Here is a 24,884-nt window from a genome sequence, read left to right on the forward strand (position 1 = left end):
TCCCCCATGCGCGCATGCGTCGCCCACGGCCCCAAGGACCTGCGGGTCGAGGACCGCGACCCCGGCGCCCCCGGCCCCGGCGAGATCGCCGTCGCCATCTCGCTCGGCGGGGTGTGCGGCTCCGACCTGCACTACTACCACCGGGGCGCGGTCGGGGACTTCCGGCTCCAGGAGCCCATGGTGCTCGGCCACGAGGTCGTCGGCCGGGTCGCCGCGCTCGGTACGGAGGCGGCCGGGCCCGCCGTCGGCACCCCCGTCGCCCTCCACCCCGCCACCCCGTGCGACAGCTGCCGCGAGTGCGCGGAGGGGCACCGCAACGTCTGCGCCCACGCGCGCTATCTGGGCAGCGCGGCCCGGATGCCGCACGTCCAGGGCGGCTTCGCCCAGCGCGTCGTCGTGCCCGCCGGGCAGGTGCGCGCGCTGCCGGACGGGCTGAGCGAGCACCGGGCCGTCCTCGCCGAGCCGCTGTCCGTCGCCCTGCACGCCGTCCGCCGGGCCGGGGACGTCGCGGGCAAGCGGGCGCTGGTCACCGGCGCCGGGCCCATCGGGCTGCTGGTCGTGGCGGTCCTGCGGCACTTCGGCGCCGCCGAGATCATCGTCAGCGATCTCCTGGACGAGCCGCTGGCGCTGGCCACCCGCGTCGGCGCCACCGCGACCGTACGGGCCGACCGCCCCGAGGAGGGGACGCGGGCGCTGGACGCCGACGTCGCCATCGAGGCGTCCGGCGCCCCGGCCGGGCTCCGTACCTGCGTGGAGCGGGTACGGCGCGCGGGCACCGTGGTGCTGCTGGGGCTGCTGCCGCCCGGGGAGACCGGGTTCCTGGGGAACGTCGTGGTCACCCGCGAGATCACCCTGCGCGGTTCCTTCCGCTTCGACGCGGACTTCGACGACGCCCTCGCGCTGCTGGCCGACGGCATCGACGTCGAGCCCGTCATCACCCACACCTTCCCGCTGGCGCGGGCGGGCGAGGCGTTCGAGCTGGCGGGCGACCGCTCCCGCGCCTCCAAGGTGCTGCTCGACCTACTCGACGCCCCCGGAGGCGGCACTGCCGGAACCAGCCCCGTCGGAACCGGCGCCCCCGGAGGTGGCCCCGCCGAGTAGCCGCCAGCCGCTGCCCGCCGGGGCTCCCGGCCGGGAGAACGGGGTGGGCAGCAGGGGCTTGAACCGGTCCCAGCGGGAGACCTCGCAGCCGTTGGTGCGCCGGAAGCGCGCGTCCACGGCGCGCGCCGCCCAGACCCCCGTCACCCGCGCGGTGGCCGGACCGCCGTCCTGGGCGGTGCACTTGGCGCGGCCCGGCGGGGGCGCGAAGGTGTCCTGCCCCCACTTCGTCATCCCGTCCAGGGCGTCGCACGCGTCCTGGACGGCCCGGTGGTCGCCGCCGCCCGGATGGCAGTACAGCTCGAAGGTCCCGTCCGTACGGGCGGAGCCGGAGTGGGCGACGGTCACGGTGAGGTGGTCCACCGGGGCGGGGGACGTGGCCGAGGCCGCCGTCACCGGTGCGGTGACGGTCAGCAGCAGGGCGGCGACGAGCGCTGTTCGGACGGGCATGGTGCCTCCTGGATGACGCGGTACGTGCCGTGGGCGACGCGTACGGCCCATCCCACCCCCACCCCCGCCCCCTCGCCTCCCACGACCGCCCGCTTCACCCGAACGAGGGCGCACACCACCGCCCGGCGGGCGCCGGGCGTACTCCGTTCGCCCCGCCCGCGCAGCCGTGAGCGCTCCCCACTCCGGGCATCCAACTACCCATGCCCTTCCGGAAACCCCGTACCGCGAAGACCACTCCCCCGGACCCCGATGCCGCCGTCTCCGACTCCGAACAGCTCATGTTCGGCGGCCCCCTCCGCTACGACATGGGCTGGAACAAGCACGACGACGCCTTCCTCCAGCTCGGCCTGCGCTCCATGGTCACCAGGCTCCCCGCCCTCGTCGGCACCACCGCGCGCCTCGCCTGGGAGGCCGACAGGAACGCCCTGCGGCTGGTGACCCTCGCCGAGCTGGGGCAGGGCATCGGCCAGGCCGTCGGGCTGATCGCCGTCAACCGCGTCCTCGGCCATCTCCTCGGCGACGGCACGACCGCCGAGCGGCTCGCCGAGGCCGCCCCCGCGCTCGCCGTCGCCGGTGCGGCGGCCATGCTGGGCGCGGTGCTGCGCGCGCTGTCCACGGCGGGTACGGGACGGCTGGAGCCGAAGGTCGAGCGCGTCGCCACCGAGCGGTATCTGACGCACACCGCGCGGGTCGAGCTGGAGGCGGTGGAGGACGACGAGTTCCACAAGCTCCTCGACAGCGCGCAGTACGGCGCCGCATCCGCCCGCCGCATGATGCGCTACTGCCAGAACGTCGTGGCCGCCCTGCTGTCGCTGGTCGCCGCCGCCGGGGTGCTCGCCGTACTGCACCCGGTGCTGCTGCCGCTGCTCGTCGCGATGACGCTGCCCAGCGCGTGGGCGGCCCTGACGAACGCGCGCCGCCAGTACCTCTCCTTCCAGACCTGGGTGCAGCACTCACGGGCCGGGCACCTCATCCAGAACCTGCTGATCTCCACCGACGCGGCGGCCGAGATCCGGGCCCATGACATCGGGCCGTTCCTGCTGCACCACTTCCGCGCCATGTCGGAGTCCCAGGAGGGCGAGCAGCGCAGACTCGCCCGCCTCGCCGCCCGTACGGGACTGATCGCGGCCGGCTGGACGGGGCTCGCCGCGGCCGCCGCGTACGCGACGCTGGGCGGGCTGCTGTGGACGGGGGCGATGGCTCTGTCCGTGGGCGGTACGGCGGTGCTCGCGCTGCGCAGCGGCTCCGCGAGCCTCGAAAACCTGGTCCTCCAGGTGAACTCCATGCACGAGGAGAGCCTGTTCGTCGGGGACCTGCACCGGCTGTGCGAGGAGGCGGCCGGGCGCGCCATCCCGGTCGGCGGGGCGCCGCTGCCCGCGAAGCCCGCCGCGATCACGTTCGAGGACGTCGTCTTCACCTACCGGGGCGAGGACGGCAAGCGCGCCCTCGACGGAGTCAGCCTGACCATCCCGACCGGCAGGATCGTCGCGCTGGTCGGGGAGAACGGCAGCGGCAAGTCCACCCTCGTCAAGCTCCTGTGCGGCCTCTACCGGCCGGACTCGGGACGTGTCCTGTGGGACGGCGTGGACGCGGCCCACGCCGACCGCCGCGCTCTGGTCTCGCGCGTCGCGATGGTCGGGCAGGACTTCTACCGCTGGCCGTTCACCGCCACCGTGAACGTGAGCATCGGCCGCTCGGACGTGCCGGTGGGCCAGGAGCGGCTGGACGAGGCCGTACGGTACGCGGGCGCCGAGGAGCTGATCAAGGAGCTGCCGCGCGGCTGGCGGACGCTGCTGACCCGGGGGTACAAGGGCGGGCACCAGCTCTCCGGCGGCCAGTGGCAGCGCCTGGGCCTCGCCCGCGCGCACTACCGGGCGGGCGAGATCCTCATCGTCGACGAGCCGACGTCCGCGCTCGACGCCAAGGCCGAGCAGCGGCTCTTCGAGCAGATCCGCAGCCTCGCCGACGCGGGTCAGACCGTCATCCTCATCACCCACCGGCTCGGCTCCGTACGGGCGGCGGATCTGATCCATGTCCTCGACCGCGGGCGGGTGGTGGAGAGCGGCACGTTCACGGAGCTGCTCGCTGACGGGGGCGAGGGCCCGAAGGTCTTCCGGGACCTGTACGGGATCCAGGCGGCGCAGTACGCGATGGACATCCCTGGTCAGCGAGGGTGAGGCCCGCGCCGACTGCCACGGACCACCGCTGAGGAGAAGCCGCGAAACCCTGCTGGAAAAAAGATAGGCACCGGTTTCTGTTATCGGTGCCCCGCCGCTCCGTCTCCTGCGTGTCCAGGCGGATTCCGACAGGAGCGATTCAGTGAGTCAAGCGGGTCAAGCGGGTCAAGCGGGTCAGAAGAACAGCGCGGGGACCATCAGCCGGCGCACCGTGCTGCGCGTCGCCGGTGCGGCGGGCGTCGCGGGCGCGGGAGTGGTGGTGCTCGGGTCCACGGCCACCTCGGCGTTCGCCGCCCAGGCGGCTCCGGCGGCCCCGGCCGCGCCCGCCGAGGGTGCCTTCGCGCACCCCGGACTCCTGCACACCCAGGCCGACTTCGACCGGATGGCGGCCAAGGTCGCGGCGGGCGAGGCGCTCTACAAGGAGGGGTACGCCAAGCTGGCCGCCAACGGCCACGCCCGGAGCACCTACAAGCCCAACCCGCTGGAGACCGTCATCCGCGGCGGCGACGGCGAGAACGTCGGCACCCTCGCCAACGACGTCCACGCCGCGTACCAGAACGCCCTGCGCTGGAAGGTCACCGGCGACAAGGCCCACGGGGACACCGCCCGGGACATCCTCAACGCCTGGTCGGAAACGTTCACCACGCTGGGCGGCAACGCCGACCGGTTCATCGCGGCGGGCATCCACGGCTACCAGTTCGCCAACGCCGCCGAGATCATGCGCGGTTACGAGGGCTTCGACCTCGCCCGCTTCCAGAAGATGATGCTCGCCGTCTTCTACCCGATGAACGACTCGTTCCTGAAGGACCACAACGGCGCCTTCATCACCAACTACTGGTCCAGCTGGGACCTGCTGACCGTCGCGTCCGTCCTCGCCATCGGCGTCCTGTGCGACGACCGGGCCAAGGTCGACCAGGCCGTCACGTACTTCAAGACCGGCGCGGGCAACGGCTCCATCAGGCACGTCATCACCGAGATCCACCCCGGCAACCTCGGCCAGTGGACCGAGGTGGGCCGCGACCAGGGGCACGCGCTGCTCTCGCTCGGCCTGATGGCGACCATCTGCGAGATGGCCTGGAACCAGGGCATCGACCTGTACGGGTACGACGACAACCGCTTCCTCAAGGGCGCCGAGTACGTCGCCAAGTGGAACCTGGGCGAGGACGTCCCGTACACCCCGTACACCTGGGAGAAGGGCGCGCCCGGCGCCTGGTCGGGTACGGAGACGTTCACCGAGGCGGCCGAGGGCGGCCGGGGGCAGATACGGCCGATCTGGGAGAGCGTCTACAACCACTACGTGAAGCGCCGGGGCCTGGCCGCGCCGTACGTCACCGCCATCACCAAGCAGGTACGGCCCGAGGGCGGCGGCGGGGACTACGGCAGCGGCGGCGGCTTCGACCACCTGGGCTTCGGCACGCTGGCGTTCACCCGGGACGCGTCCCCGGTGGCGAAGCAGAGCGCCCCGGCCCAGCGCGCGGAGAGCGAGCCGACGGCGGCGGCAGCGGCAGCGGCGGGCGTGGGATCGGGGTCCGGCTCGGGTACGGGTACGGCCTCCACGTCACCAAGTCCCGGCACGAGTACGGCGACGGGCGCGGCCGACGCGCCCGCCGAGGGCGGCGCCGAGCCCCAGGGCGGCGCGGGCGACCTCGCCGCCACCGGCGCCGGCGGCATCGCGGCGATGGTCGGCACCGCCGTGGCGGCCCTCGCGGGCGGCTTCGTGCTGATGCGCAGGCGCCGCACGGGTGGCGGCAGCGCGTAACAGCGGCCGGTGCTTCCCCGGTCCCGCGGGGGCGGACCGGGGAAGCAAGCCCCGGAACGCGGCGTCACACCAGCAGGAACGCCAGCGCCGTCGCCGCCCCCAGGCCCGTTCCCGCGACCGTCTGCGCGACCGTGTGGTACCTCAGCGCCACGCGCGACCAGCACACGGCCAGCGTCATCCCGTACCCCAGCAGCCACCACGGCGAGTGCGCCGGGGCCAGCAGCGCCACGACCGCCGAGGCGACGGCGGCGTCCACCGAGATCTTCCACACGGTGTTGACGGCCAGGATGACGACGGTCATCGCCCACAGCCCGAGCATCGCGACGAGGATGCCGGCCGGGGCGCCGCCGAGGACCATGGCCAGGGAGCCGACTCCGATGGAGCCGAGGATGACGAAGAAGATCGGCGCGCGCTTCGTCCGGTCGACGACATGGCGGTCGCCCCACGTGCCGCGCTTGCGCTCCCACTCGATGTAGCCGGCCGGGACGATCCCGGCGCACAGCGCGGCGAGCAGGCCCCACGGAAGCCCGGTCCAGTCGCCCGCCGCCGCCAGGCCGATGGCGACCATGCCCACGAGCAGGAGATTGCGCGGCTGGAAGACGTTGGTGACCGTACGGGCGGTGGCGAGATAGCGGCTCCCGGCCTCCGCGTCCACGTCCGTCGCTGCCTCCGGCGTTGTCTCCGGCGTCGCACCCGGCGTCGCTTCCGGCGCGCCGGTGGTGGTGCCGCTCATGCTGTCCGCTCCCTGTCCCCGGCCTCCAGGGCGTCCAGAACGCGCCGGATCCGGTCATCGGTGATGGTCCTGTACGCGGTGGCCACCCGCACCAGCCAGGCGACCTCGCCGTCCTGGTCGGTGGCGTGGTTCGGCTCGATGGCCGCGGCGCCGCCCGCCGGCGCGCCGTCCGCCTTCGCGGCGAGGGCGGACTTGATCCAGTACGCGTCGGCGAGCGGCCCGGTCCGCGCCGGTTCGCGGCCGTCGGCCGCCGCGGCCTCCTTGGCCGCGGCGACCAGGCCGTCCGGTACGTAGTGCCGCAGCTTCTCCACCGCGTCCGCGATATCGGCGGCCCACCGGTCGATCCGCAGGTCCACCGGGGTGTCGAAGCGGGCGAGTTCGCGGGGCAGCGAGGACGGCGGCTCGAAGGGCTGGTCGGGGAAGGCCGTCATCAGCTCGCGCCACAGCGGGTGCAGCCGCGCCAGGGCCCGGCGCAGCCTCGCGTGGCGCCAGCCCGTGCTGAAGGCGGGGACGGAGGCGCCCAGGGCGAAGAAGGCGAAGAGCACGAGCTGCGCGGCCTCGGTGACCTTGTCGAAGCGCAGCGCGAAGCTGGCGCTCGGGGTGTCGACGACACTGATCCACAGGAACAGGGTCCGGCTGACGGTGTATCCGACCCCGATGAACATCGCGAAGGTCATCATGGCCAGCCCCACCCGCAGATGGCGGCGCGTGGCCCCGGCGGTGGCCAGCGCCCACTGGTACGCGCACACGGCGGAGGCTGCGCCCAGATAGAGGTAGAAGACGCTCATGTAGAGGGTCGCGCCCCACTCGCCCGCGTGGTCGGAGACGAAGCGGTCCGAGGGTACGGAGCGGTCGACGACGGTGAAGAACAGCACCGTCAGCAGGATCAGGGTGGCGACGGAGGTCCTGGCCGCCAGCCGCTGGACCAGCCGGGCGAACCGGACATGGCGCGGGACGTCCCCGTTGTCCGGGTACCGGCCGTAGATCGCCACGATGTAGCTGAGGATGGCGAGGATCGCGATGGTGGCCGTGAAGTGCTTGATCAGGACGGCCAGATCGGTGACGGGGCTGTTGTTGAGCCCGGTGCGCACGGCGCTGGTCTTGGTCCACAGGGCGACGGCGAATCCGGCGTAGCAGCCCCACAGGGCCCGGCGCCGTCGGTCCTCTTCGTCGCCCCACAGGGCGGCCGGCATGCGCCACAGGGCGACGGCTGTCATCAGGGCGGCTATGAGGTAGCCGGCGAGGTCGAGCGCGGTCACGTGGGGAGTCCTTGGGGGGGGTGGGGGGCGGTCCACGGGGTCGCGGATCCACGGGCCACGAGGTTACGCGCCCACGGGTCCGCCGGGTCTACGGGCGGAAGAAGCCGCCGCGCCTGCGGGCGACGGGACGGGAGAGCGAGTTGGCCAGGCGTCCCACCATGTCATCGCTCGTCATGTCCCTGGCCATACGGGGGATGAGCGAGGCACCGAACTCGGCCACCCGTTCGTCGTGGGTGTCGTACTGCGCGCGTGCCTGGATCGGCCCGCCGGAGCGCAGCGCCTCGGTGACGGCCGGCGGGACGCTCTCCCGTACGTGCTCCGCCGCTCGGGGCGCGGCCGGGTCGTCCGCCGCGAGCACCCGGCCGATCAGCGAGGTGTCGAAGACGGGCAGCAGTCGCCCGAGTTGCTCCGCGTCGAGCGTCGTCCCGTGGTCGAACCACTCGTGGCACAGCTCGTGCAGGATGACGTGCTGGGTCTGGTAGGCCGTCGGGCGGCGGCGGTAGAGCACGAAGCTGGTGTCGCCGGACTTCAGGCGCAGACCGCAGGCGGCGTTGACGCGGGCGAGCTGGTCGGGCAGTTCGTGCAGCGCGATCGTACGGCCGCCGGCCTTCTCCATGTTCGCCACCAGCCCGGCGATGCTGAAGGGCGTGGGGAGGGGCAGATCGGCCAGTCCGGCTTCGCACTCTCTTCGCAGCTCGCGCAGGGACATGGGTGGGGGCCTCTTGGTCGGGTGCGCGGGGCGCGGTGACGTCGGTCGGTGTTTTCCGGCCAACGGTCACGAACACGCAGACGTCACGGCCGCGGTTCCGGCGCGCCGTCGGTGGTGGTGGCGGTGGAGTCGCCGTTGGCGCGGCTGTTGTCGCCCCGGGCACCCGCCTCGGTATCGGCTCGGGTATCGGCCCGGGTATCAGTTGGGGTGCCGGCTCGGGTATCGGCTTTGGTCTTGGTGTCCTCCAGCAGCGAGAGCGCGAACCGGAGCAGCTCCGGCGGAAGCCCGCTCTCGTCCATACCGCGGCCCGCCACCCCGCTGATTTCCCCGGTGCGGCGCTTGGCGAGGAATTGGAGACCGGCGACGACATCGTCCACGACTTCCGACTCGTCCTTGAAGAAGCGCCAGTCCACGCCGAATCCCAGGCCGAGGGCTCGGAGGATGTCCTCGGAGGGCTGGGTGACCTTCCCGGCGAGGATGTTGGAGAAGTAGCTGTGGGAAAGGGAGCCGCCGCGCTCCTTGACCAGGTCGGAGAAGAACCGCCCCGACACCTTCTGGCCGGGGAAGGTCTTCTCGACCATGTACTCGACCTTCTGCCGCAACGTCTTCAGCTGTGGCGCACACTCTTCACCGTTGTCCATCCAAAGCCCCCACCACGCCCCACCACGTTCACGTCCGCCGTACTGTAACGGACCCGCCTTGGAACGGTCTCAGTCGAACTACTGAACTTGCGCCCGCACTCTGCGTCACTGTTAACTCGAAAAAACGCGGGCAAGGGGCCACGAGGGGAGTCCCTTGCCCGCGGCGGAGCCACGCGGAAATGACGCGGGAAGCGGCTTTGGCAAAGGGGTGTAGCCCTTCGCGACGGGGGATGCACGAAGGGCTACCCCTGCATTATGACACCTTGTCAGCGGTGCTCGAAAGCCAAGTTCCCTCTTCGGTCGAATTTGCTCGTCCCGGGTGGCCAGAAAAGTTCGAACAACAGGACCCCCGCGCAGGGCGGTGACGGCGCGCGGGACAGCCGGGACACCCCCGGGCAGAAGGGACTTCGCGCCCGCTGCCCTACGCCGGCTCGGCGGCGAACTGGGCCAGCCACGCGAGTGGCGCGTTCCAGTTGATGGCCACTTCGTTGGTCGAGTACGACTCGATGTCGTCGATGTAGCAGGCGGCGGGCGCGCAGCCGGCCAGCTTCTCCGCCGCCACCGGGTCCTGGAGACCGGAGTTGGGCCCGCCGGCGAGGGAGCCGGCCGGCGGGGTGGGGAGCGTGGCGTCGGCCTGGTGCGCCCAGAAGCGGTGGTGCTGGTTGTGGGACGCCTGGACGCCGTAGCCGCTGATGTAGGACTGGCCCAGGGTGTTGCGGCCGAGCAGATAGTCCAGGGACTCGACCGCCCCCGCCCGGTAGCGCTGTTGGTTCGTCAGCTGGTAGGCCGTGGCCATCACGACGGCGTTGTTGGCCACCTGGCCGTTGGAGCCCCAGACGTACGCGGAGGCGGGGAGGGGTACGGCGTACCCCTGGCCGGACATGGCGTTCAGATACCCGTCCGCCGCCGTGGTCACCGAGGTCCGCAGCCGGGCGGTGTCGGCGGCGGGCAGGCCGGTGGGGACGGTGGCGAGGGTGAGCCGGCCGAGGGCGGCCGTCTCGGCCCAGTTGAAGCCGAAGGCGTTGAAGGCGCCGGCGGAGGTGTGCCAGGGGGAGCCGGTGACGGCCTCGCGGTACGCGCTCTCGCCGGTGGTGGCGTACAGCTCGGCCGCCGCCCAGTAGAACTCGTCGCTGACCGTGGGATCCCCGTAGGCGCCGCCGCCGGTGCCGTCCGAATCCGGGGCGATCAGACCGGGGTTGGCCTTCGCGGCGGTCCAGGCGCGCCGGGCGGAGTCCAGGCAGCGGGCGGCGAACGCGGCGTCGTAGCGGGCGTAGACGCGGGCGCACTGGGCGGCGGCGGCGGCGAGGTTGAGGGTCGCGGCGGTCGAGGGCCGGTGCAGTTCGCGCCGCTCGGCGTCCTGCTCGGGGCGGGTGGGCAGCGCGGTCCAGTTCGCGTCGTGCATCTTGTGGAAGGCGGTCCCGGCCAGCGGCCTGCCCTGCGGGACCTGCATCCGCATCAGGAACTCCAGCTCCCAGCGCGCCTCGTCCAGCACGTCGGGCACGCCGTTGCCGCGCTCGGGGACGCGCAGGGTGGAGTCGCCGAGCGCGGCGTCCGTGCCCTTCGCCTTGGCCCGCTCGAACGAATTGACCAGCAGCCAGGTGGAGACGCCGCCGTTGACGACGTACTTGCCGTGGTCTCCCGCGTCGTACCAACCGCCCCGTGCGTCACGGCTGTAGTCGCAGACCCCGCTCTGGCAGGGCACGCTCGTGTCGCCCTTGTTCGGCGCCACCCCGAGGTGGCCGGCGGGCCGCGCGTAGGCGGCGCCCGCGAGCGACGCCTCGATCGGGATCCCGCTGCGCTGCTGGTAGAAGAACGACATGGTGTCCGACCGCAGCCCGGCGTACAGCCCGGCTCCTATCGAGAAGGGATGGCTGCCGCGTCCGCCGACGACGACCGTGAAGCCGGAACCGGAGCCGCTGTACGAGGAGAAGTCGACCTGGTGCGTCGTGTCCCCGGACGCGGCGTCGGCGCCGCGAACGGCGGTCGCCCCGGCGGCCACCACGGCGCCGGACGCGTTCTTCAGCTGCCAGGGCAGCGGCACGGTGTCGGCGCTGACGACGGTGGCGCGCTTGGGGCCGTCGGGGAGATAGCCGAGCTGATTGGCCCGTACGGCGGTGACGGCGGCGACGGTCCCGGCCGTCGCGGTGGCGGTCGTCGCGGTGGGGGCCGCGGAGGCCGCAGGGGCCGCGGGGGCGGTGGCCAGCCCGGCGATCAGCAGGGCGGCCGACAAGGCGGAGACGAGTGCGGGTGCGGGCATGTGGGGTGCCTTTCGCGGTCGTGATGCCTCAACGTAGGGGAGCGCATCGAATGGGAGCGCTCCCATCAATGGGGAGAATTGCATGCACACGTCACATGGTCAATGAACCCGGCAACGGGAAACGCGCGCGGTGGGGACTCGGCGGGAAATCGGTGCGAACTCGCTGGATTCGATGGGATTCGCCGGGACTCGCCGGGACTCGCCGGGGAGGGTCAGTCCTTCGGTCTGCCCAGGACCAGGATCTGGATCGCCAGGACCGCCGCACCCCGGGCCCAGTCGTTGAAGTCGGAGATCTTGGTCTCCAGGACGAAGGGATCGGCCAGCGGGTCGCGGTTGGCGAGGATGGCCGACTGGACCGCCGCGCCGGCGATGTCCATCAGGCCGACGCCCTCGCCCGCGAGAAGGATCTTCTGCGGCATCGCGAAGTTGGCGATCTGCGCGACCACCGTGCCGAGCGCCCGCGCCGCCTCGTCCACCACCCGCGCGGCCGGCGGGTCGCCCGCGGCGGCCAGCGCGAGGATCTCCTCGTACGTGTGGTCCTGGCCCGTCGCCGCCCGCACCTGGTAGCGGATGCTCGGGATGGTCAGCAGCGACACGGCGCTGCCCCGGGCGCCGTCGGGCGTCAGCGGGCCGTTGGGGTTGATGATCCAGCGGCGGCCGATGCCCCGGCCGTCGTTGGCGGCGCGGACCAACTGGCCGCCGAGGATCAGGCCGTACCCGATCCCCGCCCCGATGGTGAGGACCGCGAAGCGGTCGAGACCGCGTCCCGCGCCGAACCAGGCCTCGGACTCGATCAGGGCGGCGACATCGTTCTCGACCACGACGGGCAGCCCGGTGCGCTGCTCCACCATGTCCCCGAAGGGCACGTCCTGCCAGTCCAGGAAGGCCGAGGCGACCGCGCGCGAGAAGCCCTTGATCTGACCGCCGATCCCCACGCCGATCCCCGCGAGCCGGGGGAACTCGGCGACGAACTCCGTGGTCATCGCCTGCACGAGGTTTGCGACGTGCTCCGGGTCGCGGGTACGGAGGGGTACGGCGCGGTCGGCCACGATGTCGCTCTTGAGCGTGGTGACGACCCCGTAGAGCGTATCGGCCGTGACCTTGAACCCCGCGAAATAGCGGGAGTCCGCCACGATGTCCAGCGGCTGCGAGGGGCGCCCCTGGCGCGTGGTGGCCGACACCGGCGCCGGCTCCTCGATCAGCAGACCGGATTCGATCAGCGGCTTCGTCAGCCGGGTGAGACTGCCGGCGGACAGGCTCAGCTTTCTGGCGATCTCGGTGCGCGAGACCGGGCCGTGGGTCAGCACCTCGATCGCCACGGCGCGTTCGGCGGGGCTCAGTGGCGCCCAACTGGCTGCAAGCATGCTCGATTCCCCTGAGTCCCGTACGTATCCGTACCCGGTTCCGCACCCGGTGTCCGCACCCGGTGTCCGCGCCCTGCGGCTCATCGTATCCAGGGCCCGGCCTCACCGGCCCGGATTTTATTCCAGAACGGAATTAATACCATCCCGCATCCAGCCATACCAGGCGGCAACCGATCGCACCACAAAGGCCCATCAACCGCACCAAAAGCGATAATCGCTCGACAGCGAACCAGTTCACGCACGCCCCTTGACGCGACGATTCTTTCAAGTCAAAAGTAAACCTCCCGAGGACGAGTCATGGACAAGGGAGTCTCTGATGACTGTCGCCTCAAACGGTGCGCCCGGGTCGCCACGCCTTCCGGCGGCGGCCCGCACCAAGGTGATGACAAGAACGAAGGCCGACGACCGGCGCCGCACCGGCCACCGCACCAGCGGCGCGGGCACCGGCGCCGGAGCGGGCGGCGGCACACCGCACCGTGCCGACACCCCCCGTGGAGACGGCGTCCTGGCGGCGCTCTTCATCGCCCCCGCCATGCTCGGCTTCCTGGTGTTCCTGCTCTGGCCCACCCTGCGCGGCGTCTACCTCAGCTTCACCCGCTACAACCTGCTCACCCCCGCCGAGTGGGTCGGCCTCGACAACTACCGGCGCATGGTCCAGGACCCCATCTTCTGGGGCTCGTTGCGCGTGACCGTCGAGTACGTCTTCATCAACATCGGTGTGCAGACCGTCGCCGCGCTCTGCATCGCGGTACTCATGCAGCGGCTCACCAAGTCCTCCCTGCTGCGCGGCGTCGTGCTCACCCCGTACCTCGTCTCGAACGTCGTCGCGGGGGTGGTGTGGCTGTGGATCCTGGACACCCAGCTCGGCATCGGCAACCAGATCCTGGGCGCGCTCGGCTTCGACCACGTCGCGTTCCTCGCCAGCAACGAGTGGGTCATCCCCAGCATCGCGCTGATCAACGTGTGGCGGCACGTCGGCTACACCGCGCTGCTCCTCTTCGCCGGGCTCCAGGCGATACCCGCCGACGTGTACGAGGCGGCGAAGGTCGACGGCTCCGGCGAGGTGCGGACGTTCTGGAAGATCTCGCTGCCGCTGCTGCGGCCGGTGCTCGCCGTCGTACTGATCATGACGGTCATCGGGTCGTTCCAGGTCTTCGACACCGTGGCGGTGGCCACTTCCGGCCCCGGCGGTCCGGCGAACGCGAGCAATGTGCTCCAGCTCTACATCTACAGCACGGCGTTCGGGCGCTTCCAGTTCGGCTACGCCTCCGCGATGTCCGTCGCGCTGCTCGCCGTGCTGAGCGTGATCACGATCGTCCAGTACCGGCTCACCCGGGCCGGCCAGACCGACCTCGGCTGAGCGCGGACATGACCACGAGCACGAAGGAAGAGGAGCAAGGAGTGATGTCATGTCCGCACTGACCCCACCATCGGCACCGGCCTCCGCATCAGCGCCCTCCCCCGCACCGGCACCCGCGCCGACCGCCGCACCCGCCGTGCGGCCCCGGCCCTCCTTCGGCCGGATGGCGGCCTGGGCGCTGATGGCCCTGGTCGTCCTCATGACCCTGCTGCCGTTCTACTGGATCGTACGTACCGCCCTCTCCTCCAACACCGCGCTGACCGCCGACCCCGCCTCCCCGCTGCCCGTCGACTTCAGCTGGGGCGGATTCGAGCGGGTCCTCGGACTCCAGAGCACGGAGGAGGCACTCGCCCAGGGAGGCGCGGGCGGCTCGATCAACTTCTGGCGCTATCTGCTCAACTCCACGATCGTCGCGACCATGGTGACGGTCTGTCAGACCATGTTCTCGGCCATGGCCGCCTACGCCTTCGCGCGGCTGCGCTGGCGCGGCCGGGACCGGGTGTTCGGACTCTTCCTCGCCGGCCTGATGGTGCCGGCCATCTTCACCCTGCTGCCGAACTTCATCCTCATCAAGGAACTCGGGCTGGTGGACACCCTGACGGGGATCGCGCTGCCCACCATGTTCATGACCCCGTTCGCGGTCTTCTTCCTCCGCCAGTTCTTCATGAACCTGCCCAAGGAACTGGAGGAGGCCGCGCTGCTGGACGGCGCGGGCAAGGTCCGCATCTTCTTCCGGCTGCTGCTGCCCACGGCCGCCGCGCCGATGACGACGCTCGGCGTCCTCACGTACATCACGGCGTGGAACGACTACTTCTGGCCGCTGATGGTGTCGTACAGCGACAGCTCACGCGTGCTCACCGTCGCCCTGAGCATCTTCCGCTCCCAGACCCCGCAGTCCGGCACGGACTGGGCCGGGCTGATGGCCGCGACGCTGGTCGCCGCGCTGCCGATGCTGGTGCTGTTCGGTGTGTTCGCGCGGCGGATCGTCAACTCCATCGGTTTCACCGGACTCAAGTAAGGCTCCACCGGACTCAAGCCAAGGAGGCTTCAGTGCTACGCAGGTCTTCCCGTGGTCTCACCGCACTCGCCGGTGCCGCCTCGCTCTCCCTCCTCGCCGTGGGCTGCGGCTCGCAGAGTTCGACGTCCACCGAGTCGTCGCACACCGTCTCGTACTGGCTCTGGAACGCCGACCAGCTCCCCGGCTACCAGGAGTGCGCCAAGGGGTTCGCGAAGCAGAACCCCGGCCTCAAGGTCGACATCTCGCAGATCGGCTGGGACGACTACTGGACCAAACTCACGGCCAGCATGATCGCGGGTACGGAACCGGACGTCTTCACCGACCACATCACCAAGTTCGCGCAGTTCATCGACCTGGACGTGCTGGCGCCGCTGGACGAGCTGCCCGCGACCGGGTCCATCAAGGAATCCGACTACCAGCCGGGCCTCGCCGCCGCCTGGGTCGGCCAGGACGGTCACCGCTACGGCTCCCCGAAGGACTGGGACACGATAGCGATGTTCTACAACAAGAAGCTGACCGAGGACGCCGGGATCTCCGCCGGCACTCTCAACAGCCTCGCCTGGAACCCGACCGACGGCGGCACCTTCGAGAAGACCATCGCCCACCTCACCGTCGACAAGAAGGGACGGCGGGGCGACGAGCCCGGCTTCGACAAGCACAACGTCAAGACGTACGGGCTGGCCACCAACAACGCGGGCGACGCCGACGGCCAGACCCAGTGGAGCGCCTTCGCGGGCTCCGCCGGCTGGAACTACACCGACAAGAAGGCCTGGGGGACCCACTACAACTACGACGACCCGGCCTTCCAGTCCACGATCGAGTGGTACTTCGGCCTGGCCGAGAAGGGCTATCTCGCCCCCTTCACGGACTTCTCCCCGTCCAACGGCCCCGACATCCAGCTCGGCTCGGGCCGGGCGGCGATCGCACTGCACGGGTCGTGGATGACCAAGGCGTTCTACGGCTTCAAGGGCATCGAGGCCGGCACCGCCCTGACCCCCGTCGGCCCGTCCGGCAAGCGCGCCACCATGCTCAACGGCCTCGCCGACTCCCTCACCAAACGCGCCGGGAACAAGCCGGCCGCCCAGAAGTGGGTGGCGTACCTCGGCTCCGACGCGTGCCAGAAGGTGGTCGGGACGTACGGGATCGTCTTCCCCGCCACCAAGGCGGGGACGGACGTGGCGATCGCCGCGTACGAGAAGAAGGGCATCGACGTCACGGCCTTCACGAAGCCGGTCGCCGACAGGACGACGTTCTCGTTCCCGATCACGGACTACGCGGCGGATGTGGCGGCGCTGATGAAACCGGCGATGCAGGACGTGTACGCGAACGGCGTGCCGGTGGGCAGTCTCACGAAGACGAACAGTCAGATCAACCTGATTCTGTCGCAGGGCAATTGAGACGGAGAGAGCCCGGATCACCACCCCAAGACCCACAGAACCCACCCCTACCGCTTACCACTGAGGAAGAGACACACCATGATCTTCACCCTGGGCATCGTCGGCGCCGGCCAGTTCGCCGGCCAGTTCGCCAAGCTCTGGCGGCTCCACCCCGGCGTCGGTGACATCTACGCCACCGACCTCCTGCCCGAGCGCGCCGAGAGGCTCGTCGCCGATTACGACCTGGCCGGCACACTCCCGTCCTTCGAGGCGGCGATCGAGTCACCGGACATCGACGCGATCGCGATCTTCACCCAGCGCTGGACCCACGGTCCGCTCGTCGTCAAGGCCCTGCGCGCCGGAAAGCACGTGTACTCGGCGGTGCCGATGGCGATCTCCGAGGAGGAGATCGCGGCCATCATCGAAGCCGTACGGGAGACCGGGCTGACGTACATGATGGGCGAGACCAGCCAGTACAACCCGGCCACCGTCTACGCCCGCGACCAGATCGCCGCGGGCTCCTTCGGCCGGCTCTTCCACGCCGAGGGCGACTACGTCCACGACATGGACCTGGGCTTCTACGAGGCGTACCAGTACAGCGGCGGCGAGCAGTGGAAGTCCACCGCCAGCTACCCGCCCCTCCTCTACCCGACGCACTCGGTGGGCGGGGTGCTGGGCGCGTGGCAGACCCACGCGGTGAGCGTGTCGGCGATCGGCGTGAAGGACGACCGCGGGGACGGGGTCTTCGACAAGGACGTCAGCCAGTTCGACAACGACTTCTCGAACGCGACGGCGCTGTTCGAGGTCGCGGGCGGCGGATCGTTCCGTACGAACGAGTTCCGCCGGGTCGGCTACCCCTCGCACATCCGTGAGTCGCGCTTCCGGTTCTTCGGTACGGAGGGGAGCCTCGAACAGCTCGCCACCGTGAGCCTGTGGCAGGACAAGAAGGGCGTCGAGGACGTCACCGACCACCTCCAGCCCAAGCCCACCCTCTCCGCCGACGACCCCTCCCTGGAGCACGTCGCCCCCGCCCTGCGCGACGCCTTCACCTCCGGCTCGGCCCCGGTCCACGACCGGTCCCGGCTGCCCGCCGAATTCGCGAACGTCTCCAACGGCCACGAGGGAAGCCACCACTTCCTCGCCGACGACTTCGTCACGGCCGTCAACACGGGCACGCTCCCCCCGGTCAACGCCTGGGTCGCCGCCCGCTACACCCTCCCGGGCATCATCGCCCACGAATCCGCCCTCAAGAACGGCGAACGCCTCCCGATCCCGGACTTCGGAGACGCACCGCGGTAACCGCCCCGTCCGTTTCCACCGCAACCACGTAAGGCGCCGTCGGCCCGATCAGGCCGACGGCGCCACCAACCCTGCGTACGACTTCACCACCGAAGGCGAATCAGGTGTTCATGGACATCAAGGACCGACCCGCACAGCCGACGTCCACTCTCCAGCGCGGCAACTGCGCACCGGCCTCTCCAGACCCGGGCGAGTGAGGGCACGGTCGTGGACGCGGCTGAGGAACAGCACGGCGCAGACGGCACCGATCAGAGCGCAGAACATGTCCCACTGGGTGTCCCACACGTCTCCCTGAGTGCCCAGGAACGCGTCCGCGGCCGCGCCGCCGGTGACGGCCGCCAGCCATTCCAGCATCTCGAAGACAGCGCTGAAGGCCAGGCAGGCGCAGACGGTGAGCACGGCGAGCCAGCGACTGCCGCGCAGCGGGGAGGTACGGACGAGCAGTTCGCGTACCAGAATGGCCGGGACGAAGCCCTGCATGAGGTGGCCGAAGCGGTCGTAGGGGTTGCGGTCCCATCCAAGCCAGTCGCGCACCCAGTCTCCGACGGGAACCTCGGCGTAGGTGTAGTGGCCGCCCACGATGAGGACCAGGGCATGCGCCGCCAGCAGCCCGCACAGCAGGCCGCTCAGTGGGAAGCGGCCGCGCGACAGGACTACCAGGGGCAGGCCGACCATCACCCACACCGTCTCCAGCAGCCAGGTGGTGGGATCGGCGGCGCCGAACCTCGACGCGACGAGCGCTGCGGTCACCGCGACGGCGAGGGCGGTCGGCAGCAGGCGACTCGGCGACAGCCTCCCGTCCGGCGACGGGGCGGCGAACGGGTCGTTGGCGGTCATCGCCTGCTCCTCGTGTTCCAAGTCGGGCCTCCAGTCTCGACCTTGCCGGCGGGCGCCCTCATGAGTACCTGTACTCAGCTTGTTGTCGCCGGCCGGCCACGACGTCGAGATCGCCCCCACGCGGCACGGCAACCGGCTCCTGAACGGCGCGCAGGACGCCCCGGAGCGAGAGCCGTGGAGGTCAAAGCCGCAGAACAACCGAGTTGATCGCGGCGGACAGGTCGGATAGGAACAGCGACATGCTGCGAGGAGAGTCGGTCGGGCTGCGGGCTCGACAGGAAGCGGACGTGCCTGTCCTGCACGCCGAGCTGTACGGGGATGTCGCCGGGCGGGCGCGGGTGGATTCCGGGCCGTGGCTGCCGATTCCGGCAGCGTCGGCGGAGGGGCCGTTCTCGGTGGGCGATCCCGGGGACGGGGCCGTCAGCTTCTCCGTGGTGGAGCTCGCGAGCGAAGAGTTGGCGGGGGCGGCCGTGCTGTGGGGGATCGACACCCACAACCGGAGCGCCCATCTCGGTCTGTCCCTGCGCCCGGCCTTCCGGGGGCGCGGGCTGGGCGTGGACGCCGTGCGGGTCCTGTGCGGGTACGGGTTCGTGGTGCGAGGGCTGCACCGGCTTCAGCTCGAAACCCTCGCCGACAACACCCCGATGATCCGGGCCGCCGGCCGCGTGGGGTTCACCCGGGAGGGGACGCTGCGGCGCAATGCCTGGGTCAGCGGGGAGTTCGTCGATGAGGTCGTGCTCGGGCTGCTCGCGGAGGAGTGGGGCGACACCTGGCGGCCGTGAACCAGGTGGCGCGTCAGCCGGGTTGGCGCTCCCGGCGGCTGGACTCCGTCGGCTACGGGCGGCGGGCCAGCACGTGGGCGTCGAGGAAGCCCCGTTCGGAGGCCGGGTCGTGGAGCAGCCGAGCGACCGTGACGAGCCCGGCCCCGGCCAGCAACTCTGCGAACCGGTCCACCGGCCAGCTGTAGGCGGGCGCCACCTTGTGATCGAAACGGACCGGCTCCGGTCCCTCGGTCCCGAAGAACGACGCCAGGAGCAGGCCCCCTGATGCCAGGACACGCACCTGCTCGGCGAGCAGCGCGGGCAGTTCCCCGGGCGGGGTATGGATCATCGAGTAGTGCGCCAGCACGCCGCCTAGCGCGCCGTCCTCGACCGGCAGGGCCTCCATCCGCGCTTCGTCGAAGCGCAGCGCCGGACGGGTCCGCCGGGCGTGGTCGACCATGGCCGGGGAGAGGTCGAGCCCGAAGGCGTCCAGCCCCAAGTCGTTCAGCATGGACGTCAGATGTCCGGGCCCGCACCCGACATCGGCCGCCCGCGCGTTACCCGTCCCACGCACCAGCTCGGCGAAGGTGCCGATCATGTTCCGCGAGAACGGCTGCGTCTCCAACTGATCGGCGAACAGCGACGCGTACAGCTCGACGACCCCGTCGTAGGCCGCTCTGGTCTCGTCCTGGTGCGTCATCACGGGAAGGAAACTAACACCCGCGCCACCCACCGGGTCGCGGAATTCCTCGACCCGGTGGCAGAAGGCGATCGGCCCGTACGGACCAGCGTTGAGGGCGGCGGGGAGGTTTCCGTGCCGAGGCGGAAACGGGAGCGGGAGCCGGGGCTCCGCGCCCCGGCTCCCGCTCCCGCTCCCGCTCCCGCTTACGGTCAGTCCCTCTCGCCGGGCTCTATGTACCACTCCGTGTTCGCTTGGTACTCGCCCCACGTACCGTCCGGCTGGAGCTTCCAGACGCCCTTGATGTACATCGAGTCGATGCCACCGGGAAAGGAGATCTCGCCCTCGCTGGCCCAGCGACTGTCGTTCCCGAAGGTCGCGTTGATGTCAATTCCACCCGGCACATCGATGTCGTAGCGGTATTGAGCGTGTTCGTAGAGCAGATCCGGTTCGGGGTGGATCGATGTCGAGACGTACGTCGAGGGCGTGTTCGACACGACGTAGTCGTACAGGTTCGAGTAGTTCGGATTTCTGGGCTCGAAGCCTTCCAGGAAGATTTCCTCCGGGGGCCGGTCATCGAAGCGGTACAGAGGCTCGTTCGAGTCGCGCCACACCACCTCGTCCGGGATGCCCGACGTATCCGCGTCCGGATCGGTCGCGACCTCGGGGTGCGGGTTGGGCTTCGGCCCCTTCTCCTTGTCGTCCTTCTCGTCCTTTTCCTTGGCTTCCTTGTCCTTGGTCGCCTTGTCGAGCTGCTCCTGGGCCTCTTTTTCCTTGGCTTCCTTGTCCTTGGTCGCCTTGTCGAGCTGCTCCTGGCCCTCTTTTTCCTTGGCTTCCTTGTCCTTGGTCGCCTTGTCGAGCTGCTCCTGGCCCTCTTTTTCCTTGTCGCAGTTACCGCCCGCGTCCGCGTCGGACGTGGCCTTCGAGAGGGCGTCCCTGGCGGCCTGTTCGGCCTCCTGGTACGTGTCGTAGCCGGGGACCGCGGCGCCGCTGGCGGCCAGGGCGGCCTCGGCGGCGGCCTTCAGCGCGGACTCCATATCCTGCGTGGTGGAGCCGACACCCCCACCGGGGCCGGCGGCCAGGGTCACCCGACCGTGGGAGTCCGGCACGGACGAAGGGAGGCCGACGGAGTTGCTCCCGATTTTGCGGCCGCAGTCGTCCTTCTCGTCGTCCGGGTCGTCCGGATCGTCGTCGTTGTCGTCCGGGTCGGGATCCCCGTCAGTGTTGCCACTGGCGCTGGAACCGCCGGAAGCCGCGCCGGAGGAACCGCCCGAGGAACCGCCGCTGCTGCCACCCGAACTGGAGCCGCCTGAACTGGAGCCGCCCGAGGCGCCACCCGAGGCGCCGCCGATCACGCCCCCGATCACACCGCCTATGCCTCCCACGGCGCCGCCCACCGAACCACCCGAGGAACCGCCGGACGAACCACCGCTGCTGCTTGAGCCTCCCGAGCTGGAACCCCCGGAGCTGGAACCGCCCGACGAACCGCCACTGCTGCCGCCCGACGAGCCGCCCGAGCTGGATCCGCCGGACGAGCCGCCGGAACTCGAACCGCCCGAACTCGAACCGCCGGACGAGCCACCGCTACTGCCGCCGCTGGACCCACCGGAGCTGGAGCCGCCGCTGCTTGAACCGCCAGAACTGGAGCCACCGGACGAGCCGCCCGATGATCCGCCCGACGCGCCTCCGCTGCTGCCGCCGGAGGAGGAACCCCCGGAGCTGGACCCGCCCGACGCGCCTCCGGATGCGCCGCCGCTGCTGCTGCCGCCGGAGCTGGAGCCGCCCGAACTGGAGCCACCGGAGCTGGAGCCGCCTACCGCCGCCGCACCGCCGTCGTCGTCATCGTTTCCACCGGAGCTGCCTCCGCTGGAGCTGTTCCCACCAGAGCTGTTCCCACCAGAGCTGGAGCCACCGGAGTTGGAGCCACCTGAACTGGAACCACCCGAGTTCGAACCACCGGAGTTCGACCCACCGGAGCTGGAGCCGCCCGAAGCGGCACCGCCTACCGCCGCCGCGCCGCCGTCGTCATCATCATCGTTTCCGCCGGTGCTGCCGCCGCTGCTTCCGCCCGTGTTGCCACCGGAGTTACCACCGGAGCTGGAACCGCCCGACGCGCCCCCGGATGCGCCGCCGCTGCTGCTACCGCCGGAGCTGGAACCGCCCGAACTGGAGCCACCGGAGTTGGACCCACCGGAGCTGGAGCCGCCTGAACTTGATCCGCCGGAAGCGGAGCCGCCCGAAGCAGCCCCACCAGAGTTCGCGCCACCAGAGTTCGCGCCGCCGGAGTCTCCTCCACCGGAGTTCGTCCCCCCAGTGCTCGTCCCTCCGGAGGCCGCGCCACCGTCACTGCCGCCGTCGTCCCCGCCGCCCGTACCGCCCGTACCTCCGGTACCGCCCGTACCCCCGGTACCGCCCGTACCCCCGTTACCGCCGGTGCCTCCGTCGCCCCCACCGCTCGCACCGCCCGTACCGCCGCCGCCACCTGCCCCGCCGCCGACCGTTCCGCACGAGGAGTCGACGATGTTGCAGACCACCGTCTTGAGGCCGTCGCCGACGCGGTTCGACACGCCACCGGTCACCAGGGCCGCGATGATCAGCGCGACGAGCACGATCAGCCCCACGTACTCCACGGCCGCCTGTCCCCGCTCGCGTCGCCAGAGGCGTACCGAGGAGCGGGAGAGCCGGGAGAACACCTCACGCGGGCTCTGCGGCCGCACCGGCACGCCGAACCACTGGCGGCTCTCGGGCCGGCTGAGGAACGTCAGGATCATTACGGGCAACAGCAGTTGGCTGAGCCCCAGGTACGATCCGGCCGCGAGATTGAGCAGGCTGCTGACGATCAGCCATATCTGGAGGGCGGCCAGACCGCCCCAGACCCGCCTGCCGCGCTGGGGGATGCGCCACGTGAGCAGCCAGGCCAGCACACCCGGCCCGGCGGCGTACAGCGCGATGCCGAGGAGGCCCGGATTCATCACCCCGGTGGAGACGGCCGCGCCGATGGCCCCGAGGCCGCCCACGCAGGTGAGCGCGAACAGCACGTGCAGCAGGACGCGGGCAGCCTTGAGCGGCGTCGGCAGCGCGCGCCGATCACCCGTGTACGGCGCGTGGCCACCGGTGTGCGCGGCGACGCCCGTGTGCGCGTGAAGATCGAGTCCGGACAAGTGCCTCACCCAACGTTGCTGGTCTGCAACTGAATTGATCAGCGCACACACGACACAGACGTCTCAGGGGGCAGTCCTGGGATTCCAGTCGCCAAGACCGCCGCACCGCTCTCTCGACCGCTCGTGCCGTTCGCGTGTCCCCCGCGCGTACTCCGGCACCCTAGAGTCCGCCCCGGCCCCGGAGACAGGGCCCGTGGGCCTAAGCGTGGGCCCAATCGCCGAGCCGAGCCGCCCCGGTCATGGGTCCGGTCACCGCCGGTCGCGGAGACTGCCCCGACACACGAAGCAGGGGCCGGACGCGTGCGCGTCCGGCCCCTGCTCGACTACTGGACTACTGGACTACTGGATCACCACTCGACAGCCGAGGCAGCAGCGGTTCTCAGGCCACCGGCTGCTGCGTCGCCTCCGGCTCGTCGGCCGGCTCTGCCGCCGCCTTGGCCGCCTCGCGGCGCGTGGCGATCGCGGAGCCCGCGAAGAGGGCCACCAGGGAGGCGACGATCAGGACGATCACCGCGGCGTGGCCCCAGCGGACCGCGCTGCCCAGGAGGAAGCCGGAGACACCGAAGTCGGCGTCGGAGAACGTGGAGTTGGCGAGGCCGACGTCACCCAGGAAGGGGAGCACCAGCAGCGGGAGGAAGGTGATCATCAGGCCGTTGGTCATGGCGCCGAGGACCGCGCCGCGCCGGCCGCCGGTCGCGTTGCCGATGACGCCGGAGGCGGCGCCCGTCATGAAGTGGGCGACGATGCCGGGGATGATGATCGTGCCGCCGACCGCGACGAGGATGCCCATACCGATCAGACCGCCGACGAAGCTGGCGAGGAAGCCGATCAGGACCGCGTTCGGGGCGAAGGTGAAGACGATCGGGACGTCGAGGGCGGGCTTGGCGTTGGGGACGAGCTTCTCGGAGATGCCCTTGAAGGCGGGGATGATCTCGGCGAGGACGACCCGCACACCGGCCAGGATGATGAACACACCGGCGGAGAACTTACCGGCCTGCATGACCGCCCAGAGCAGGTACCACTGGCCGCCGCTGAGCTTGTCCTCCACGTAACCGGGACCGGCCACCAGCGTCACGAGCAGGTAGATGATGCCCATCGACACGGCGATCACGACCGTGGTGTCGCGCAGGAAGCCGAGGTTCTTGGGGATCTTCAGGTCCTCGGTGGACTTCTTGGTGTCACCGACGAGCTTGCCGACCAGACCACTGGTCGCGATGCCGAAGTTGCCCGTGTGGCCGAGCGCCACGTTGTCCTGCTTGGTGACCCTGCGCATCCAGGGCTGCACCAGCGCCGGGGAGATCGTGGTGATGAGGCCCTGGGCGAGCGCGCCCCAGAGGATGGCCTGCCAGGTGCTGAAGCCGTTGGCGATGAGGATCACGGCGATCATCGCGGAGAGGTAGAGCGCCACATGGCCGGACATGTAGATGAACTTGAAGCGGGTGAAGCGCGCCAGCAGGACGTTGACGACCATCCCGAAGAAGAAGATCAGCGCGGCCTGCGAACCGTAGTCCGTCAGCACCTTGCCGACGATCGCCTCGTTGTTCGGTACGACGCCCTGCACCCCGAAGGCGTGCTGGAACATGTCGCCGAACGGGGTCAGCGCGTCGGACACGACCCCCGCGCCCGCGGCCAGCACCAGGAAGCCGACGAACGCCTTGATCGTCCCCTTGAGCGTGTCGGAGAGGGACTTGCGCTGGAGTACGAGCCCCAGCAGCGCGATCAGTCCGATGATCACGGATGGCTCGCGGAAGATGTCCACGAAGGTGTTCAGAACGCTGTTCACGGGATACGCCTCTCTGCGGGCACGACGGCGCGAATGCGCGGGCGTGTGTCTACGGGCACGACTGCGGGCAGGACGTCGGCGGGCAGGGGGATCCGCGGCCCCCGCCGGCGTCTCGGTCGGCCTCGCACAGCTGGTGCCGGGAGGGGCAACAGGGCTGGAGAGA

19 protein-coding genes are annotated in these 24,884 nt (G+C 70.7%); 8 read left to right on the forward strand and 11 right to left on the reverse strand.

Features of this window, described 5'->3' with window-relative positions; genetic code table 11:
- Positions 1-6: 6 nt before the first annotated feature.
- Complete coding sequence (locus OG627_RS16160) at positions 7-1,101, forward strand: L-idonate 5-dehydrogenase (RefSeq protein WP_329065677.1); 1,095 nt, start codon at positions 7-9, stop codon at positions 1,099-1,101.
- Here OG627_RS16160 and OG627_RS16165 read toward each other — a convergent pair.
- Positions 1,021-1,548 (reverse strand): SSI family serine proteinase inhibitor, encoded by a 528-nt coding sequence (locus tag OG627_RS16165; protein WP_329065679.1) that lies wholly within the window; start codon positions 1,546-1,548, stop codon positions 1,021-1,023. The genes OG627_RS16160 and OG627_RS16165 overlap by 81 nt on opposite strands.
- 200 nt (positions 1,549-1,748) lie before the next feature.
- Between OG627_RS16165 and OG627_RS16170 the strand changes: the two genes are divergently transcribed.
- Both OG627_RS16170 and OG627_RS16175 read left to right on the forward strand, forming a co-directional pair.
- Positions 1,749-3,725, forward strand: coding sequence for an ABC transporter ATP-binding protein (locus OG627_RS16170; protein ID WP_329065681.1), 1,977 nt, complete (start codon positions 1,749-1,751; stop codon positions 3,723-3,725).
- Positions 3,726-3,867: 142 nt separating this feature from the next.
- Complete coding sequence (locus OG627_RS16175; RefSeq protein ID WP_329065683.1) at positions 3,868-5,484, forward strand: alginate lyase family protein; 1,617 nt, start codon at positions 3,868-3,870, stop codon at positions 5,482-5,484.
- A gap of 64 nt (positions 5,485-5,548) precedes the next feature.
- Here the strand turns inward: OG627_RS16175 and OG627_RS16180 are convergent, their stop codons facing one another.
- The 6 genes from OG627_RS16180 to OG627_RS16205 all read right to left on the reverse strand — a co-directional run bounded on the left by OG627_RS16180 (position 5,549) and on the right by OG627_RS16205 (position 12,447).
- Positions 5,549-6,217: a hypothetical protein gene (locus OG627_RS16180; RefSeq protein ID WP_329065686.1), complete on the reverse strand. Its 669-nt coding sequence runs from the start codon at positions 6,215-6,217 to the stop codon at positions 5,549-5,551.
- Positions 6,214-7,476 carry an MAB_1171c family putative transporter gene (locus OG627_RS16185; protein WP_329065687.1) on the reverse strand — a complete coding sequence of 421 codons (1,263 nt, stop codon included), beginning with the start codon at positions 7,474-7,476 and terminating at the stop codon, positions 6,214-6,216. The genes OG627_RS16180 and OG627_RS16185 overlap by 4 nt, the downstream gene beginning before the upstream one ends.
- An 88-nt stretch (positions 7,477-7,564) precedes the next feature.
- On the reverse strand, positions 7,565-8,185 hold the full coding sequence (locus tag OG627_RS16190) for a toxin (RefSeq protein ID WP_329065689.1): 621 nt from the start codon (positions 8,183-8,185) through the stop codon (positions 7,565-7,567).
- Between the two features lie 83 nt (positions 8,186-8,268).
- Positions 8,269-8,826, reverse strand: coding sequence for a hypothetical protein (locus tag OG627_RS16195; protein WP_329065691.1), 558 nt, complete (start codon positions 8,824-8,826; stop codon positions 8,269-8,271).
- A 421-nt stretch (positions 8,827-9,247) separates the two neighbouring features.
- Positions 9,248-11,083, reverse strand: a complete 1,836-nt coding sequence (locus OG627_RS16200; protein ID WP_329065693.1) for a glycoside hydrolase family 9 protein — start codon at positions 11,081-11,083, stop codon at positions 9,248-9,250.
- 212 nt (positions 11,084-11,295) lie between these two features.
- Positions 11,296-12,447, reverse strand: coding sequence for an ROK family transcriptional regulator (locus OG627_RS16205; protein WP_329065695.1), 1,152 nt, complete (start codon positions 12,445-12,447; stop codon positions 11,296-11,298).
- 316 nt (positions 12,448-12,763) lie between these two features.
- On the opposite strand from OG627_RS16205, the gene OG627_RS16210 reads away from it, so the two are divergent.
- From OG627_RS16210 to OG627_RS16225, 4 genes are all read left to right on the forward strand, one after another.
- Entirely contained in the window at positions 12,764-13,807 is a 1,044-nt protein-coding gene (locus tag OG627_RS16210; RefSeq protein WP_443073482.1) for a carbohydrate ABC transporter permease, read from the forward strand.
- A gap of 49 nt (positions 13,808-13,856) precedes the next feature.
- Positions 13,857-14,825: a carbohydrate ABC transporter permease gene (locus tag OG627_RS16215; RefSeq protein ID WP_329065699.1), complete on the forward strand. Its 969-nt coding sequence runs from the start codon at positions 13,857-13,859 to the stop codon at positions 14,823-14,825.
- A 32-nt stretch (positions 14,826-14,857) separates the two neighbouring features.
- Positions 14,858-16,222 (forward strand): ABC transporter substrate-binding protein, encoded by a 1,365-nt coding sequence (locus OG627_RS16220; RefSeq protein WP_329065701.1) that lies wholly within the window; start codon positions 14,858-14,860, stop codon positions 16,220-16,222.
- Positions 16,223-16,300: 78 nt separating this feature from the next.
- Entirely contained in the window at positions 16,301-17,500 is a 1,200-nt protein-coding gene (locus tag OG627_RS16225) for a Gfo/Idh/MocA family protein (RefSeq protein ID WP_329065702.1), read from the forward strand.
- A 117-nt stretch (positions 17,501-17,617) separates the two neighbouring features.
- Here the strand turns inward: OG627_RS16225 and OG627_RS16230 are convergent, their stop codons facing one another.
- The gene (locus OG627_RS16230) at positions 17,618-18,337 is read right to left on the reverse strand and encodes a DUF2238 domain-containing protein (protein ID WP_329065704.1); all 720 of its coding nucleotides are present in this window, start codon (positions 18,335-18,337) and stop codon (positions 17,618-17,620) included.
- A gap of 239 nt (positions 18,338-18,576) precedes the next feature.
- Between OG627_RS16230 and OG627_RS16235 the strand changes: the two genes are divergently transcribed.
- A complete protein-coding gene (locus tag OG627_RS16235) occupies positions 18,577-19,119 on the forward strand; it encodes a GNAT family N-acetyltransferase (RefSeq protein WP_329065706.1) in 543 nt (180 codons plus the stop codon).
- A gap of 52 nt (positions 19,120-19,171) precedes the next feature.
- On the opposite strand, the gene OG627_RS16240 is transcribed toward OG627_RS16235, so the two are convergent.
- From OG627_RS16240 to OG627_RS16250, 3 genes are all read right to left on the reverse strand, one after another.
- Positions 19,172-19,798 (reverse strand): class I SAM-dependent methyltransferase, encoded by a 627-nt coding sequence (locus tag OG627_RS16240; RefSeq protein ID WP_443073483.1) that lies wholly within the window; start codon positions 19,796-19,798, stop codon positions 19,172-19,174.
- Positions 19,799-19,989: 191 nt separating this feature from the next.
- Positions 19,990-22,938, reverse strand: coding sequence for a scabin-related ADP-ribosyltransferase (locus OG627_RS16245; protein WP_329065710.1), 2,949 nt, complete (start codon positions 22,936-22,938; stop codon positions 19,990-19,992).
- Between the two features lie 379 nt (positions 22,939-23,317).
- The gene (locus OG627_RS16250) at positions 23,318-24,721 is read right to left on the reverse strand and encodes a PTS ascorbate transporter subunit IIC (RefSeq protein ID WP_329065712.1); all 1,404 of its coding nucleotides are present in this window, start codon (positions 24,719-24,721) and stop codon (positions 23,318-23,320) included.
- Positions 24,722-24,884 lie beyond the last annotated feature (163 nt).

This window comes from Streptomyces sp. NBC_01429 (genome assembly GCF_036231945.1).
GTDB lineage: Bacteria > Actinomycetota > Actinomycetes > Streptomycetales > Streptomycetaceae > Streptomyces.